Source organism: Protofrankia sp. Cj5 (genome assembly GCF_917627405.1).
GTDB lineage: Bacteria > Actinomycetota > Actinomycetes > Frankiales > Frankiaceae > Protofrankia.
In genome coordinates, this window is sequence record NZ_CAKJTO010000054.1 from 1 (window position 1) to 15,689 (window position 15,689).

11 protein-coding genes are annotated in these 15,689 nt (G+C 68.9%); 8 read left to right on the top strand and 3 right to left on the bottom strand.

The genetic code is table 11. From position 1 onward, the window contains the following. Positions 1 to 2,128: hypothetical protein (locus MJ777_RS13305; protein ID WP_239376453.1), on the bottom strand; the 2,128-nt coding region annotated here is incomplete at its 3' end. Between the two features lie 214 nt (positions 2,129 to 2,342). Between MJ777_RS13305 and MJ777_RS13310 the strand changes: the two genes are divergently transcribed. Further along, positions 2,343 to 4,580: a phage holin family protein gene (locus MJ777_RS13310; RefSeq protein WP_239376455.1), complete on the top strand. Its 2,238-nt coding sequence runs from the start codon at positions 2,343 to 2,345 to the stop codon at positions 4,578 to 4,580. Here the strand turns inward: MJ777_RS13310 and MJ777_RS13315 are convergent. Continuing rightward, positions 4,538 to 5,443 carry an MBL fold metallo-hydrolase gene (locus MJ777_RS13315; protein WP_239309363.1) on the bottom strand — a complete coding sequence of 302 codons (906 nt, stop codon included), beginning with the start codon at positions 5,441 to 5,443 and terminating at the stop codon, positions 4,538 to 4,540. The two genes, MJ777_RS13310 and MJ777_RS13315, sit on opposite strands and share 43 nt — an antisense overlap. Before the next feature lie 628 nt (positions 5,444 to 6,071). Between MJ777_RS13315 and MJ777_RS13320 the strand changes: the two genes are divergently transcribed. The 5 genes from MJ777_RS13320 (at position 6,072) to MJ777_RS13340 (ending at position 11,934) form a co-directional block, all read left to right on the top strand. After that, positions 6,072 to 7,124: a YbhN family protein gene (locus MJ777_RS13320; protein WP_239309364.1), complete on the top strand. Its 1,053-nt coding sequence runs from the start codon at positions 6,072 to 6,074 to the stop codon at positions 7,122 to 7,124. An 83-nt stretch (positions 7,125 to 7,207) separates the two neighbouring features. Then, the gene (locus MJ777_RS13325) at positions 7,208 to 7,648 is read left to right on the top strand and encodes a peptidoglycan-binding protein (protein ID WP_239376457.1); all 441 of its coding nucleotides are present in this window, start codon (positions 7,208 to 7,210) and stop codon (positions 7,646 to 7,648) included. Between the two features lie 176 nt (positions 7,649 to 7,824). After that, the gene (locus tag MJ777_RS13330; RefSeq protein WP_239376458.1) at positions 7,825 to 9,597 is read left to right on the top strand and encodes a serine/threonine-protein kinase; all 1,773 of its coding nucleotides are present in this window, start codon (positions 7,825 to 7,827) and stop codon (positions 9,595 to 9,597) included. 379 nt (positions 9,598 to 9,976) lie between these two features. Next, positions 9,977 to 10,942 (top strand): crotonase/enoyl-CoA hydratase family protein, encoded by a 966-nt coding sequence (locus tag MJ777_RS13335; RefSeq protein WP_239376460.1) that lies wholly within the window; start codon positions 9,977 to 9,979, stop codon positions 10,940 to 10,942. Positions 10,943 to 11,142: 200 nt separating this feature from the next. Further along, entirely contained in the window at positions 11,143 to 11,934 is a 792-nt protein-coding gene (locus tag MJ777_RS13340) for a FadR/GntR family transcriptional regulator (RefSeq protein WP_239309368.1), read from the top strand. 110 nt (positions 11,935 to 12,044) lie between these two features. Here the strand turns inward: MJ777_RS13340 and MJ777_RS13345 are convergent, their stop codons facing one another. Continuing rightward, a complete protein-coding gene (locus MJ777_RS13345; protein WP_239376462.1) occupies positions 12,045 to 13,259 on the bottom strand; it encodes an acetyl-CoA C-acetyltransferase in 1,215 nt (404 codons plus the stop codon). Between the two features lie 302 nt (positions 13,260 to 13,561). Between MJ777_RS13345 and MJ777_RS13350 the strand changes: the two genes are divergently transcribed. Together MJ777_RS13350 and MJ777_RS13355 are read left to right on the top strand one after the other, a co-directional pair. After that, the gene (locus MJ777_RS13350) at positions 13,562 to 14,716 is read left to right on the top strand and encodes an acyl-CoA dehydrogenase family protein (protein ID WP_239376464.1); all 1,155 of its coding nucleotides are present in this window, start codon (positions 13,562 to 13,564) and stop codon (positions 14,714 to 14,716) included. Between the two features lie 116 nt (positions 14,717 to 14,832). Next, positions 14,833 to 15,582, top strand: coding sequence for a metallophosphoesterase (locus tag MJ777_RS13355; RefSeq protein ID WP_239309371.1), 750 nt, complete (start codon positions 14,833 to 14,835; stop codon positions 15,580 to 15,582). Positions 15,583 to 15,689: the final 107 nt, after the last annotated feature.

Below are 15,689 nucleotides of genomic sequence, written 5' to 3' on the forward strand. Positions count from 1 at the left end.
GCGTGTCGGCCGCATATCGGAAAAACCGCCGATAAAAGGAGCCCGGGACATCAGCGCTCTCGGCAAACACGACCAGTCGGCGATTCTTCTCGACCATCGAGCCCAGTGACGGCCAAGCACCGCCAGGATCCTTGGGCGGGGTCAACACGTACCGGCTGAGCCCCGCCGCGCTGAAAGCGGCCATCACCTCGGCCGCGGGCGCTCCATCCTGGATGATTAACGTGACGACCTCGGTCGGATTCGCGCTGAGCCAGCCGCGGATTCGGGCCAGCTCCGTATCCAGGCTCAGCGCCCCGAGCTGGCAGACGTCGTGGCAGAGCCACAGCCCCGCGCGCTGGGACCGGGCGCCGCGCGTGAGCGGTTCGACAGCGGCACGCTGGTCCGGTGGAAGCGCGCTGAGGAAGGTCTCCACCTCGTCAGGCAGCGTCCAGTGGTGGACGTCGATCAGCAAGGCCCGGACGCCCGAGTTCAGCTGACCGATCAGATCGGGATCCTGGGCCGCCCCGAGGAAGCGCGCGTCGCTGGAGGCCATGGCGTTGTGCGTCGCGGGGTACACCACATCGGTGTAACGACGGCCGCAGAGCAGATCCGAACCGTTACAGATCCGCGCCGCCGGGGCGACCGGCAGCGGCAGCACGATCCAGCACACGGAAGTGATCGCCGCCGAGGCCGCCACCAGCGTCTCCCAGTGTCGCCGCCGCGCGGTCGACCGAACGAGCGCGGTCACCACAGCCATGACCATCGTGCTGCCGGCAGCCGCCACCAGCGGAATGATCGCGAATTCCAGCCAGCGGCGCTGGGCCTGGCTGGCCAGCCCCGCCCAGATATCGCCGAGCATCGCCCGGACACTCACCGGGAGCGATGACGAGGGGCCGGTCAGCGCGGCGAACGGGTCGCTGAGCAGGCCCGGGAGCGCACCACCGGCCGCTGCCGCGATGATCCCGGCTACGGCGAGCGCGGCGGCGACCAGCCGCGGGCCACGACCACCCTGCCGGCGAACAGCGACAAAGCCGGCCATGAGCACCGCTAGGCCCAGGCCCGCGCACGCGCCGGCGGCAAGCAGCACACCGGCCGAGCCAAGGCTGTGCACGGCGTGTGCCGCGGACATACCCGGTGAGGCGGGCAGCCCCGCGAGCGCCGGCCCGAGATCGAGCACCGTGCCGCCACCGACCCGGCGGCGCAGGTTCGCGATGGCCGCCTCATCCCCCTGGAAGAGCAGCGGGCCCGCGACCACCAGCGCCGAGGTCAGGTCGCCGGCCCGCATCAACGTCACCAGCTGCTCGTGCGCGGCCCGGCGCTCCAGGCCGTCCAGTCCGGGTGCCCGGTCAAGAATGACGTCGGCAACGTGATCGGCCTGCTGCGGCGAGAGCCGGACCGCCCCGATCGACGGCACACCAGCCGGTGGGCGCCCCATCGACAGCTGGTCAAGCGCATCAAGGAGACCAACGGTGAACCTGCTCACGTCGTCCACCGGGTACGTCGTGGCACCGGCCACCTCACCGGCCAGATAGGTGCTGGCGAGCTGGGAGATGCTGGTCAACACCGGCCGCAGGTCGATGCGCAGGTAGAGCGTGTCGGCATCGCCGCTCAGATAGCCCGCGGTCCGCTCGGCGAGGCTGGCGGCCACCCCCTGCAACGACGATGGCGGGACGACGACCCGCAGATTCGCGGTCAGCAGCGACTGGTCCACCGGGAGACCGGCGAAGAGCTGGCCAGAGACCTCGACGACCCGCGGGTCGGGCAGGACTTCGGTATAGAAGCGCTCGTACACGTGAGCGTCGGCGAGTACCCGCTCGTAGTAACCGGGCTGCTGCACGGTGCTGTGAACGGTGAGCAGGGCAACCGTAGCCAGCCAGCACAGCGCGGTGACCACGATGACGACCGCCCGCAATGGCCGGTCCCACCGAGAACGCGGGCCGGTGTGCCGGTCGCCCCGGTCGCCCCGGGCCGTCGCGCTGGCGCCGTCCACGGTCCCGCAGGCCGATGGCCGCTCCGGAGCCGGGCCGCACGCGGCCGAGGGGACGCGAGTGTCACCCACCACGCCCTCCCGCCCGTCGGCTCGCCGCGCCGCTCCGCCCACCTCGATCTGATCACCCCGCTCCCCGGCCAGCGGCCCCACCAGCGCCACCGGGCAGTCCGGACGTGTCTTCCATGGTGCGTGATCGAGCGGTCCACCGCGGTCCAACCAGGACGAAGGTGACGCGCGCGCACCGCCGGGGCGACCGGGGACGCACGCCAACGCGCCGCTTCGGAGTCCAGGTCACAACAACCCGGCGGACATCCGGTTGACGACTCCTGAACGATCATGAGATCGCGTCTCTGCCGGTTAGTCTGCGCTGGATATGGTTGCGGATCGTACCGGTGCCCCGAGCACCGTCCCCGGTACGGCGGGGCAGGCAGACCTGTCCGGACGCCGCCGGGCCCGGCTGGCCGTCGTCGGCCGGCTCCTGCGCGGGCGGCTGCGCCTCGGCGGCGTGGTGCTGCGTGGGATGAAACCGACGCCACGGCGGCTGCTGCGGGTCATCCGGTCGGCCGTCGCGAGCGGGCTGGCGCTCGCCCTGGCGTTCGCCTTCCTGCCCGGCATCGAGGTGGACAGCCTCGCTGGGCTGATCCGTCTGGTTGCCATTCTCGCGGTCGTCGGCGCGGTGCTGCGGCCCATCCTCGTTGCGCTGGCGGTCGCCCTGGGCGGGATCGCGGTGCTGCTCATCGGCCTGTTCGCGCAGACACTCGTGATCTACGTGGCGCTGCGCATCGAACCGGACGTCGCCTTTCACGGCTTCGGCGCGGCCATCGGCGTCGCCTGGACCACCGCGGTGATCGCCGCGATGGTCGGCTGGCTGGCCGACGCGGGCAGCGACGAGACGTTCATCGGTGAGATCATGCGCCAGGTTGCCCGGTACGGCGGCGGTGGCATCCCGTTCGACGGCCCGGGGGTCGTCATCGTGCAGATCGACGGCCTGTCCGCGCCGCTGCTGCGATGGGCCGTCACCGCCGGGAACCTGCCGACGCTGAGCCGCTGGGTGCGCTCGGGGTCGCACCGGTTCGTCGAGTGGCACACCGGGATGCCCTCGACAACCCCAACCAGCCAGGCCGGCATCCTGCACGGCGCGTCCCGTCACATCCCTGCCTTCCGCTGGTACGAAAAGAACACCGGACGACTGATCGTCACCAACCGGCCGCGCGACGCCGCTGAGCTCGAACGCGGCTTCAGCAACGGACGCGGGCTGCTTGCTGACGGCGGAGTGAGCATCAGCAACGTCTTCTCCGGGGACGCCCCGCACAGTCTGCTCACCGTCAGTCAGGCTGGGCTACCGGGACGGCGTGCCCGCGGGTACGCGTCGTTCGCGGCCAGCCCACAGGGATTCGCTCGATCGCTGGTCCTCACCGTCGGCGAAATGATTAAAGAGGTGCACCAGGCCCGCAAGCAGCGCCGGGACAGGATCTTCCCCCGCGTCCGGCGCGGTGGCTCGTACATCGCGCTGCGGGGGCTGACCAACGTCCTGCTGCGTGATCTCAACGTCACCTTCATCGCCGAACAGATGGCCCGTGGCGCGCCCGTGGTGTTCTGCGACTTCGTCGACTATGACGAGGTGGCCCACCATGCCGGGCCGAATCGGCGGGAGTCTCTGCAGACCCTGGAGGGCATCGACCGGGTGCTGGCAACGCTGGAGCGAGTCGCGGCGAACGTGGGACGCCCGTACATGTTCGTCGCTCTTTCCGATCACGGCCAGAGCCAGGGCGCGACGTTCCGCCAGCGCTATGGACGCTCCTTCCCCGACACCGTCCGCGACCTGTTGACCCCGGGCGCCGCCGCGACCGCCGCGACCGGCACCGCCGAGGACTGGGGCCCGGTGAACACGCTGCTCACCGAGGTTACCGGCGGTGACACCGGTGACGGGCCAAGCCGGCGCATACTCCGGCGCCGCATCGACGACGGCCAGGTGACGTTTGGCCCGTCCAGGCTCGAGGTCACGCTTGACCCGAAACGCCCAGATCTCGTCGTCGTCGCGTCCGGGAACCTGGCCATGGTCTACCTGCCGCAGGTGGCCGGCCGCGCCGATCTCGACCACCTGGAGTTCCTGCACCCGGCACTCGTACGGGGCCTGGTCAACCATCCCGGCGTCGGGTTCGTGGTCGTCCGTTGCCATGGGCATGGTCCGGTCGCCTTCGGTGCCCACGGGCACGTCTTCCTGGACACCGGCGTGGTCGAGGGGGCCAGCCCCCTGCTCGGGTACGGCTCGCGGGCCGCGGCGGACCTGCTGCGCCACCAGCGGATGGACCATGTCGGTGACATCGTCGTGGTGAGCCGGGTGGACCCGGGAACCCGCGAGGTCGCTGCCTTCGAGGAGCTGGTCGGCTGTCACGGCGGGATCGGCGGGGACCAGACCCGCGCGGTGCTCCTGTACCCGGCGGCCTGGCCCGCCCCGGGCGGTCCGATCGAGGGGCCGGACGCGATCCACCGCCAGCTCATCCAGTGGCTGGAGCAGCTCGGGCTGCGCCGGGACCCCTTCCCGGCGGCCCGCACCGCCGAAAACGATCAGTCCTTGTCGGCGGAAGCAACCGGGAACGCGTCGTCCTGACCGGTGCTGTCCTGACCCGCGTCGTCCTGACCGGTGCCGGCCGGCGCCGCGCCGGTGCGGGTGCCGCCTGGCACGGTTACCGCCACCCCGTGTGCGGGTAACCGCACCTCGGCGGGCACCTGAGCGGCATCGGCCAGGCGGGCGAACTCGCGTCCGGGCTCGTGAAAACGATCGGGCCGGACGCGGTCGAAGCCTATCGGCCAGAGCGTCCCGTAGTGGATGGGCACGGCCATCGCCGGGACCGGCTGGCCCGCCGGTATCACCCGCCGCACCGCCTCCACCGCGCCGGCCGGGTCGATGTGCCCGGGGCCGAGGCTGGGCCCCCACCCGCCGACCGGGACGAGAGCGAGATCGATGCCGAGCGGGGCAAGATCGGCCATCGCGTCGTGCAGGGCGGTGTCCCCGGCGAACCAGGCTGTGGCGGTACCAGTGATCACAAAGCCGAGGGCCGGGCCGCGGTGACGCGACCACGGGCCGCGGGATCCGTCGTGGCGGGCGGGGACAGCCAGCACGTCCAGACCGCCGCCGCCGTCCGGCGCCGGGATCCGGGCCTGATCCCCCGGCACCATCTCCACGCAGCGTTCCGCAAGCGCCGGATGCCGGTGGCGCAGCAGGGCCGCGGCGCCGCGCGGGACCAGGATCGGCACAGCCGGCGGCAGCAACCGCAACGAGGGGATGTCAAGGTGATCGGCGTGCAGGTGAGAGACGACCGCCGCGTCGACCTGCGCTGCCTGGGCCGCGGGACGCGCGCCAGCACGCCGGCGCAGGTGCGCGACCCGCATCCCGAGGACGGGATCGGTGAGCAGCCGAGTGCCGGCGTCTTGGATCCCAACCGTGCTGTGCCCCCACCACGTGACATCCACCCCGCCAGTGTGCCGCCCGCCCAGCCGCTCCCGGCCCGCGGGCAGTCGCCACGTGGGCGATGGTCGCCATATCCACTCGCGCCATGTGATCCGTCACATCGTGTGATTCATCACGTCATGCGATCCATCACATCATGTGATCCGTCACGCACTGTTGAGCATTTCGCGTATGTTTGCCCAGGACACCCGCTGACGCGGCTCGCCAAGAACGCCATACACACAATGTCAATACGAAGGGTAACCAAATAGCTTCATTACCGCACGCACCCGGTGCGACAGCTGCCCGCGCCAACTTCACGAGTATCCGAATCCGGGATGATGGGCCGGTGCGTGAACATGGATCAGACATAGGACAGCCCACCGTCGGGTCACCATGAGCCCTGCTGTCCGAGTCCGGGCTGCCCGCGCAATGGAGGGCCGCGCCATCGGTCGCGCCCGCCCCCAGGCCGACGGCCCTCTCCCGGCGATCCCCGAGACAGCTATCAGCGAGATACCGCATTCGGCCCAAGCACTACAATTTGGTTACCTTCGGTAACAAAACGCGTATGGCGGCCTCGATATCCGACAGCATGGATGCATGATGTCACTAAGGGTACCGATGTGGCTACGGCGTGGAGCCTCTGCGATAGTGCTCCTACTAGTGATCGAATACGCGCTGTTGCCGCAGCTCGCGGGTGCCCGGAAAGCTCTGGAAACACTGTCCGGAGTTGAGGCGGCCTATCTTGTTGTCGGCCTGTTGTTAGAGGCCGCCTCCCTGCTTGCGTATGCGATGCTCACTCGCAGCGTGCTTGCCCGCGAAGACCGGCCGTCACTGTGGACGCTGACGCGCATCGATCTCACGTCGCTCGGCGTCAGTCATATGCTACCTGGAGGCGCCGCCACCGCGAGCGCACTTCGCTACCGCCTGCAACGCAGTGCCGGAATTGGCGCGTCCGAAGCGGTGTCCGCCGCGGCGATTCAGGGCGCCGGCTCAGCGGTTGTCCTGAACGTGATGCTGTGGATCGGCCTCCTGATCTCGATTCCCACCCGGGGCGCCAACCCGATCTACGGAACAGCGGCCGTGGTGGGGACACTGGTGATCGGCGCGGTGTTCATCGGGGTGGTGCTGCTCACCCGTGGGAGCGAACGGACCGTCCGCATCGTCCGCGCCATCGCCCGCCGCCTGCCAGGGGTGTCACCGAGCGGCGCCGAAAATCTTGTCCGCACCCTCGCCGATCGCCTTCGAGTCCTCGGCAAGGACCGGCCCCTGCTCATCAGGGCGACGCTGTGGGCGGCCGCGAACTGGTTACTTGACGCCGCTTCTCTGTGGGTGTTTCTGTATGCTTACGGTCACGCAACGGCGCTGGACGGTCTTCTGATCGCCTATGGGCTCGCCAACGTGCTGGCAGCTATCCCCATCACACCGGGTGGGCTCGGGATCATCGAAGGAGTACTCGTACCGACGCTCGTGGGTTTCAGCACGACCCGGGCCATCGCCCTGCTGGGGGTGGTGACCTGGCGGCTGGCGAACTTCTGGCTGCCCATCCCGGCCTCGGCTCTCGCCTACCTGTCACTGCGGACCGGGCCGCTGCTGCACCGCCGCCTACCAGCCCAGCGTCCATGGACGAACCCAAACAGGATCAACGAGGAAACGCTCTCCGAGGCGGACCGCGTTCGTCGCCCGACCCTGAAATGCGACTGACAGGAATTGAATCATCACTTATAGTGAAGTGATGGTGGCTTCCAGATGTCGCCACCAGGACCACGCGCCGAAGGAGGCCGACCATGGCACTGACCTGGCCCATGCAGAAGAACGGCAAAATAGGCGAAGCGGTACGTACCGTACAGTACCTTCTTCGCGCGCACGGATACACCGTCGCCATCGACGGGAACTTCGGGCCGCGGACCGAGACGGCGGTTCGCGAGTTCCAGTCGTTGCGGGGGCTCACGACTGACGGCGCCGTAGGCGACCAGACCTGGCCATCGCTCATCATCACTGTCCGCGAGGGCGACCGAAGCGAAAAGGGCGACGCGGTGCGCGCCGTTCAGGACCAGGCGAACTTCCGCACCGGGGATCCCGCGCACCCCTTCCCCGTGGACGGGGTCTTCGGCCCGCTGACCGACGCCTGGGTACGAGGGTTCCAACGCAGTGTCGGGAGCGATGTCGACGGCATCGTCGGAGCCGTCACCTGGAACCACCTGGTCAAGGAAGAACTCAACATCTGACCGGCAACGCTCGCGGCACCGGCGGCACCAGGGGACGCGGCATCGCCCACCACAGAACGCCTCCCCCGCAGCCTCGCGATCCATCCACCTGGACATCACCCGTCACCGAGATGGTGTGATGAGTGGGATTTTCCGGGGAAGGGGCTCGTGCTGTGCGGAAACTTGGCTCTGGCTATGTGCTGCATGAACCAATCGGCCGGGGCGCGTTCGGCCAGGTCTGGCGGGGATCCACGGTGGGCGGCGATCGTCAGGTGGCGGTGAAGGTCCTGCGCGCGGAACTCGCGGACGACCCCGAGGTGGTCGCCAGGTTCGTCCAGGAACGATCCGCGCTGCTCGGGTTCAACAGTCCGCATCTCGTCACTGTCCGCGACCTGGTGGTCGAGGGTGACACCCTCGCGATCGTGATGGACCTCGTCAACGGCGTGGACCTCAGGGTCTATCTCCGGGACCGGGGAAAGCTCACCGTCCCGGTGGCAGTCGCGCTGACCTGTCAGGTGCTGCGCGCGCTGACGGTTGTGCACGCGGCCGGCGTCGTCCATCGTGATCTCAAGCCCGCGAACGTCCTCATCGACGTCACCGACCCAGCTGATCCACAAGCGCGGCTCACCGACTTCGGCGTGGCCAGGCTCGCCCACGGCCGGTCGCTGACCCGCCTCACCGGCGCGATCGGGACGCCGCTCTACATGGCACCGGAACTGGCACAGCGCGAGCACGCGCAACCGGCCGCCGACGTCTACAGCGCGGGAGTCATGCTTTACGAGCTCCTGGCCGGTGATCCGCCGTTCTCCGGGCCGCACCCGATCGCGTTACTGCGTGCCCACATGGAGGACGCGCCCACGCCCATTGCCGACATCCCGCCGGCACTGTGGAACATGATCTCTTGGATGCTCGCGAAGGACCCGGCGGCCCGTCCCACCGCGGCCGGGTCCGAAAGCGGGCTGGCCCTGCTCGCGAGTTCCGGATTCCAGCAGCCAGCCCGCTCGCCGCGTAACGCCGATCACGATGCGCCTGCGCCTGCGCCTGCCGAGCCGGACGACGGGGCGACCGCGCTGCTCCCCGCGAACGCGACGATCGTGAGCCCGCGCCGGGCGGGTGCCACCGGCACGCTCGACCTCGCCGCACCGGTCGAGATCTCGCCCTTCATACCGGAGCCCGGCGGCACAGGGGCCAGTCAGGCGCCGACCGCCGCCGGCTGGGTCCGCCAACACGATGACGTCCTGAGCGGGCGGAAGCGACCGGCCGGTCGACGGCGCCGGCAAACCGCGATCATCACTGTGGTCGCGGTCACGCTGCTGGCCGCCGGTGCCGCGGCGCTCACGCTTACCACCACCCAGAACACCGCGACCATCAACGCACGGCCACCGGTGGCAAGCGGCGGCACGGCAACCAGCCACAGCCCCGCCGCGACGGCTGCTCCGACCGCGTCGGCCGCGGCGCCAAGCCTGGAGGCGCCGACCGCCCCGCCAACGACCGAGATCGCCCTGAGAACCGCGAGCGGCCCGGGCTCGGGCAGCGCCGCCGGAACGGGCAACGGCGGCGCTGCCGGAGGTGTCGCCCGGTCCCCCGCCGCACAACAGTCCTCGGCGGCGCCCGCGCCCACAGCACCAGCGCGAACCTACGACATGCCTTCCGGTTTCCCGGGATCCTGGTCCGGAAGCGTGGGCCAGTCTGGATCAGCCGCGTACACGGTGAAGATCTCGCTGACCAACGGCGACATCGGGGACAACGTTGGACGCGCCTCCTATCCGGAGCTCGGCTGTGTGGCGGACCTGTTCCTGACCGATGTGACCAGTTCGGCGATCCGAGTCCAGGGCAAGCTCATCGTGAACTCCTACAACAACTGCGTGGCGGCAACGCTGGACCTCACCCTGCGCTCGCGTTCGGCAATGGACTATCTGGCCCAGTCGCCGGGCTTCGCCGGCAGCGCCAGCGCCGTCCTCTATCGATGATCTTCTCGGCACACGCCGACATCGGTATCACTCCCCTGGGCCCGCGGGTTCGCCATGGCCGCGATCACCCTCGGCAACCGCTGGCGTACGAGCGCCCGGCAACAGTGGTGTGGATCAAGGAGCGGGGCTGGGGTGCGTGCGGCGCGAGCCGGGCAGGCCTGTTGCCGGAGCCTCCCAACCGATCTCATCAAGGGCGATCGCGTTTCCCACACGCCAGGATGGCTGTTGCTACCCAACGGTAGCCTGCATGCCACACTGATTCGATCAGCAACAGGACCGGTGTTGACGAACCTGTTCACCACCGCATGGGCTGCGGCAAAACACCTGGCTGTCCCGGGCGTCACCAGAGCCCGGGGCAGCCGACAGCGGAGGGACTCCAATGACCGCGACAGATGAGAGAACGGCAGATGCTTTCGACGGCAGCGGCAGCGATGCCGACGGCGGCGCCGCTTCGGTGCGGGAAGGAGCGACCGGTTACGAACAGATCATTCTGGAGCCATACGTGTTCACCGATCCGCCTGCGCCGTCGCTGCTGTCAGTGCGGCTCGAGCGGCGTGGCCCAGTGGTCCAGGTCACCCTGCTGGGCCCCGGCAAGGGTAATGCGATGGGTCCGCAGTTCTGGCGCGAGATCCCGGTGGTGTTCGCCGCGCTGGACGCTGACGACAGCGTGCGCGCCGTGGTCCTCACCGGGTCCGGGGACAACTTCTGCTACGGCCTGGATCTGCGGACCATGCTCGAGGGGATCATCGGGCCGAATGGCACCGACGTCGGTCTCGCCCATGGCCGCACCCGCATGCTGCATAAGCTGCGCGCCCTACAGGGTGCGCTTACCGCGGTCGCGAACTGCCGCAAGCCCGTCGCGGCCGCGATCAGCGGCTGGTGCATCGGCAGCGGGGTTGACCTGCTGGCCGCTTGCGACGTCCGCTACGCGAGCGCCAACGCGATGTTCAGCGTGCGAGAGGTGAAAGTCGGCATAGTCGCTGACCTGGGCAGCCTGCAACGCCTGCCGGCCATCATCGGGGACGGCCACCTGCGGGAGCTCGCCCTGACGGGCAAGGACATCGACGCGATCCGCGCCGAACGGATCGGGCTGGTCAATGACGTCCTGCCAGGCCCGGCCGCGACGCTCGCCGCCGCCCATGCGTTCGCCGACGAGGTCGCGGCCAATCCGCCGCTGGTCGTCGAGGGCGTCAAGGAGGTTCTGGACGCGGCCCGCAGCGCGGCGGTCGACAGCGGCCTGCGCTATGTCCGGGCCTGGAATGCCGCCTTCCTCCCATCCCATGATCTTTCTGAGGCGGTGAACGCGTTCAACGAGCGCCGGCCACCGAACTTCACCGGCCGCTAGAGCGTGTCTGATGGATGGTGCTCGAAGCGATCGATGCCCAGCGGAGAGAGCCTGGCCAGTCGACCATAATACGATCATGATTTTCGCGTCACCACCGGGCGTCGCGCCATCCCGGCCACGGCCGCCCGGACAAACTGTGATAATTCATCCTTAAATATTTGTTAAAGTGGTGAAAATCTCCATAACAGGGAGCATTTGAAGTGATCACTAAAAGTGATGATCTCACGGCTCCGCTGGAACGCGGGCCGAAGCTTACCGAGCTGGTCGCGACCCGCATTCGCCGTATGATCATAATTGGCGACCTGCGGACGGGCGACTTCCTTCCCCCGGAAGCGGAGCTCATGTCACGGTTCGGCGTATCCCGGCCGACCCTGCGTGAGGCGCTGCGCGTCCTGGAGTCGGAGATGCTCATCCGGCCCCGCCGAGGTTCCCGGACAGGCCCACAGGTATGTGCGCCCACGGTCGATCAGTCTGCCCGTTACACGGCCTTACTGCTTCAGCACCGGGAAGTGCATCTCGGCGACATCCACCAGGCACGGAGTCTGATCGAGCCGCCGCTGGCCCGCCGGGTGGCCCAGCGAAGCGATCCCGATGTCCTGCAGACCCTCAAGGCCGCGCTGGTCGGGGAGGAGGCGACGCTGACAAACCCCGCCGCCTTCGCCAAGGCGACGACACGGTTCCACCTGGCGATCGCTGACGCGACCCAGATCAAGTCTGTTGCCGTCACACTGCGCCAATATTATTGGATGATCGAAACGCACACCGGCCAGGTCGGGTGCGCCGATCGGATGGCCAGGTCCTCCGCCGAGCCGGGAGCCGACATCAGCTCCGTGAACCTGCGCACCCACGGCGAACACGCACACCTCGTCTCCCTGCTGTGCGGCGGAGATGCCGACTCGGCCGAGGACTGGTGGCGGGCGCATCTGGAGTCCGCGGTCGCCGCGGCGGCCACCGACGCGAACGACGCCCATCACCTCAACTTCTTCGGCTAGGGCCGGTCCGATCGATCCACGTGATCAAAAATTGCCTGGACGGGCCCTGACACCCGCGTCTCCTGCCCTGATCTCCCGATCGGCCGCATCCGGCCGGGCCGGCCGGGACATCACGCGATACGTTCCACCACCGCCGCAATGCCCTGGCCACCACCGATGCACATCGTCTCCAGGCCATAGCGGACACCGCGCCGGTGCATCTCGTTCAACAAGGTCGTCAGAATCCGTACGCCCGTCGCACCGACCGGATGGCCCAGGGAGATGCCGGACCCGTTCACGTTCAACCGGTCGAAGTCGGCCGGGGCGAACCCCCACTCCCTGGTCACCGCCAGCACCTGGGCGGCAAATGCCTCGTTGCACTCGATCAGGTCGATGTCCGCGAGCTTGAGGCCCGCGCGGTCCAGTGCCCGCGCGGTCGCGGGAACCGGTCCGATTCCCATCGTCCGCGGCGGCACCCCGGCGACCGCCCACGAGACGATCCGCCCGAGCGGACGCAACCCGAGCTGCTCGGCCCGCGCGGGATGAGTGACCAGGCAGACGGCGGCGGCGTCGTTCTGCCCGCTGGCGTTGCCCGCCGTGACCGTCGCCTCCGGATCGCTGCGCACCATCACCGGCCGCAGGGCGCCCAGCCGCTCCAGGCTCGAGTCCGCCCGCGGGTGCTCGTCAGTGTCGACGAGCACCGTCCCCTTCTTGCGGCTGGTGACAGCCACCGGCACGATCTCGCTGGCGAAGTGGCCGGCCCGCTGTGCCGCGACCGCCCGCTGGTGTGACCGCAGAGCAAGCTCATCCTGCTCGGTACGGGAAATGCCGTACTCGCGGCGGAGGTTCTCCGCGGTCTCGAGCATCCCTCCCGGTACCGGGTAGTCCTTTCCGCCAGCGGTGACCCGGCCGCGGGCCAGCCGGTCGACAAGGTCGATACTCGGCCTGCGCGTCCCCCACCGGATCCCGGTCGTGTAGAACTCCGCCTGGCTCATGCTCTCGGCCCCGCCGGCCAGGACCAGATCGGCCACGCCGGTCTGCACCTGCATGCCGGCGAGCAGGACGGCCTGCAGGCCAGAACCGCACCTGCGGTCGAGCTGCAGGCCCGGGACCTCGATCGGCAGGCCCGCGTCCAGCGCCGCGACGCGTCCGATCGCCGGCGCCTCCCCGTTCGGGTAGCACTGGCCGAACACGACGTCGTCAATCGCGTCCGCCGGCACACCGGTCCGCTCGACGAGCGCACGGATCACGGTAGCGGCAAGTTCGGTGGCGGGGGTATCGGTGAAGACACCGCCGAAACCGCCGACCGGTGTGCGCAGCGGCGAACAGATCACGGCATCAGGCATTCGTCATGCTCCTCACGGTCGGTGGGGGCGTAGCCGGTCCGACGGAGTCCACCCCTACTCGGATCATTGCTGGTCACATGGGCTGGCGCACGCGTTCGCGCAGCATGGTTGACTGATGCAACAGTAGATTCATCGTGTATATCATCGATATGATCGCGGGCATAACACCGCCGGTCCCACCCGGCCTCGCCCCAGTAGCGGTTCAAGCTCCGGCGACGCGGAAGGAGCACGAGCGCGTCGGCGGGGGCCCAGCAGCGATCCCGAACCGAAGTTGAGATCCCGAACCCTGCGGAGGTAACGGCATGGACGCGGCGGACTTCTCCGAGATCCTTACGACCGTGCGGACGTTCATCCATGAACGTGTCATACCGGTCGAAAACGAGATCGACGAGAAGGACGAGGTCCCGCTCGACATTCGGGACGCCACCAAGGAGATGGGCCTGTGGGGCTTTGCCATCCCCGAGGAGTACGGCGGCCTCGGGCTGTCCATGAGCGAAGAGGCACGGCTGGTGTTCGAGCTCGGGTACACCACACCCGCGCTGAGGTCGATGTTCGGCACCAACAACGGCATCGCCGGACATGTGATCATTGAGGGTGGCACGGAGGAACAGAAGCGGCACTGGCTGCCCCTCCTGGCCTCCGGCGAGGTGACCGCGTCCTTCGGGCTCACCGAGGCCGACGCCGGTTCCGACCCGTCCACCCTGACCACCAGCGCCTACCGCGACGGCGACACATGGGTGATCAGTGGCGCGAAGCGTTACATCACCAACGCGCCGATCGCCGACGCCATCTTCGTGTTCGCCCGTACGAACCCAGCTGTCCCAGCGACCCGTGGCATCTCCAACTTCATCGTGCCGAAGGGCTCGCCGGGGCTCACGATCGGGCCGCGGGACCACAAGATGGGGCAGGCCGGCGCGTGGAGCTCAGACGTGTACCTCGACGAGGTACGTGTTCCGCACAGCCATCTCGTCGGTGGGGACGATGGTGCGGGGTACGGCTTCGCGACCGCCATGCGCTGTCTCGCCCACGGCCGTATCCACATCGCCGCGCTGTGTGTGGGTCTCGCGCAGCGCCTGGTGGATGAGTCGGTGTCCTGGGCGGCGCAGCGGCACCAGAGCGGCCGGCCCATCGGGGACTACCAGCTCATCCAGGGCATGATCGCCGACTCGGTGACGGATCTGTACGCCGGCCGCGCCCTGGTGATCGAGACCGCGCGTGCTTTTGACGCCGGTAGCGACACCAAGGTCGGGCCGTCCGCGACGAAGTACTTCTGCAGCGAGATGGTCGGCCGGGTCGCCGACCGTGCGGTACAGATCCATGGCGGCGCGGGCTACATCCGAGGGGTCCCGGTCGAACGTTTCTACCGGGACGCGAGGCTCTTCCGGATATACGAGGGCACCTCGCAGATCCAACAGCTGATCATAGCGCGGCACCTGCTGCGCGAGGCAGCCAGGTAACCCGCGCTGGACCGGTCACCGCCATCCCTGTCACCGGAGGACGATGGAGAGCTCGCCTGGGCGGCTGAGAAGATCGAGCCACCCAGCCCCACTCGGCTCCTTGAGAAGGTGTCAGCATGGTCACGATCGCAGCCGTAGGCGACCTGCACATCGAAGCGGGGACCGGGCCGAGGTTACGACCGCTGTTCGAACGGGCCGCGGACGAGGCTGATGTGCTTCTTCTCGCCGGTGATCTGACCGAATGCGGCGAACTCGCCCAGGCGGACGCCGTGTGCGAGGTGTTCGACGGCCTCGGCCTGCCTGTGATCGCGGTCCTCGGCAACCACGACCACGACCACGGCGAGCAGGCCGTCATCGCCGAGATGCTAGCCCGCGCGGGGGTCACCGTCCTTGAGGGATCGGCGGTGGCCCTCACCACCGGCGGGACAACGATCGGTATCGCCGGCGCCAAAGGCTTCGGCGGCGGCTTCGCCGGGCGCAGCGCGGAAAAATTCGGCGAGGACGAGATGAAGGCCTTCGCCAGCCACAGCGAACAGTGCGCGCTGACGTTACACGCCGCGCTGGCGGATCTCGATACCAGCTGGGTGGTTGCGCTGACCCACTACGCCCCCGTGCGGGACACGCTGGCTGGTGAGCCCCTCGAACTGTTCCCCTTCCTGGGCAGTCACCAGCTGGCCGCCGCCATCGACTCAGCCACCGTGCCCGTCGCCCTCGCCGTGCACGGGCATGCCCACTACGGCCGCGAGCGGGGAGCCACCCCGGGCGGGACACCCGTCCGCAACGTCGCCGCGCCGGTGATCGCGACTCCCTACGCGCTCTACCAGCTGCCCACCGACCCTGGCGTTGACGTCATCCGGCTGCGCTGAACTGGCGGGATAACCTGCCGCTACCGCGGCTGGACGTCGCTCGGCCGACCTGGGCCACCCGTACACCGACGCCGTCACACCTGTCCGGCGTAACCTGGCGAACGTGC

Excerpts from the sequence above, each read along its gene's own strand:
- MJ777_RS13355 (WP_239309371.1), top strand. The coding sequence starts at position 14,833 with ATGGTCACGATCGCAGCCGTAGGCGACCTGCACATCGAAGCGGGGACC.
- MJ777_RS13350 (WP_239376464.1), top strand. The coding sequence starts at position 13,562 with ATGGACGCGGCGGACTTCTCCGAGATCCTTACGACCGTGCGGACGTTC.
- MJ777_RS13335 (WP_239376460.1), top strand. The coding sequence starts at position 9,977 with ATGACCGCGACAGATGAGAGAACGGCAGATGCTTTCGACGGCAGCGGC.
- MJ777_RS13345 (WP_239376462.1), bottom strand. The coding sequence starts at position 13,259 with ATGCCTGATGCCGTGATCTGTTCGCCGCTGCGCACACCGGTCGGCGGT.
- MJ777_RS13325 (WP_239376457.1), top strand. The coding sequence starts at position 7,208 with ATGGCACTGACCTGGCCCATGCAGAAGAACGGCAAAATAGGCGAAGCG.
- MJ777_RS13310 (WP_239376455.1), top strand. The coding sequence starts at position 2,343 with ATGGTTGCGGATCGTACCGGTGCCCCGAGCACCGTCCCCGGTACGGCG.